This window comes from Micromonospora sp. SL1-18 (assembly GCF_047921505.1).
In the GTDB taxonomy this organism is placed as follows: domain Bacteria; phylum Actinomycetota; class Actinomycetes; order Mycobacteriales; family Micromonosporaceae; genus Micromonospora.
In genome coordinates this window covers 1-513 of record NZ_JBLROA010000213.1, presented here as the reverse complement: position 1 = coordinate 513, position 513 = coordinate 1, and the positions used below count along the sequence as shown (strand labels likewise).

Sequence of the window (513 nt, the reverse complement as noted above, 5' to 3'; positions counted from 1 at the left end):
CGCCCACCGGGCGGCAGCCCACGCGAGCGCGTCATTCAAATTCGAGCGGCGCGCGGATACGTGCTGGATTTCGTCGCGCAGGACCGCATGTTTGCCGGCGAGGTTGTGCTGCTGGTCACCGCCGGTGAGCCGCTGGTAGTGGTCGGCTTTGGCGTGCAGCCGCTCGGACAGGCGCCGCAGGCGGTGCTGTTTCGCCAGGACACCGGCGGCCCGGAACTGGCCACCAGCCCCCAACGTGGTGATCCGACCATCCTCCTGCAGTCGTAGGGCTCCGGCGGACAACAGGGTGTTGAGGCCCCAGTCCACGCCGACCGCGATCGTGTGACCGGTGCGTCGCGCCTTGGGCACCGTGTGCGTGTACGCCATATCGGCGCGCACCTGCCGGCCGGTGACGCGCAGGGTGGGCAGGTGCAGCATCGCCGAGACGGGAACCGTGGGCGGCAGGCTGATCGGGCAGGCCACCCACGTCCAGTCCCCGTAGGCGCGCGGATCTGGTCGTGTGGGCAGCTGCAC

1 protein-coding gene is annotated in these 513 nt (G+C 70.4%); it reads right to left on the bottom strand.

Annotated features, from left to right (window positions below; translation table 11 throughout):
- A partial coding sequence (locus ACNAW0_RS30620) for a hypothetical protein (RefSeq protein WP_416291519.1) occupies positions 1–462 on the bottom strand: 462 nt, incomplete at its 3' end.
- Positions 463–513: the final 51 nt, after the last annotated feature.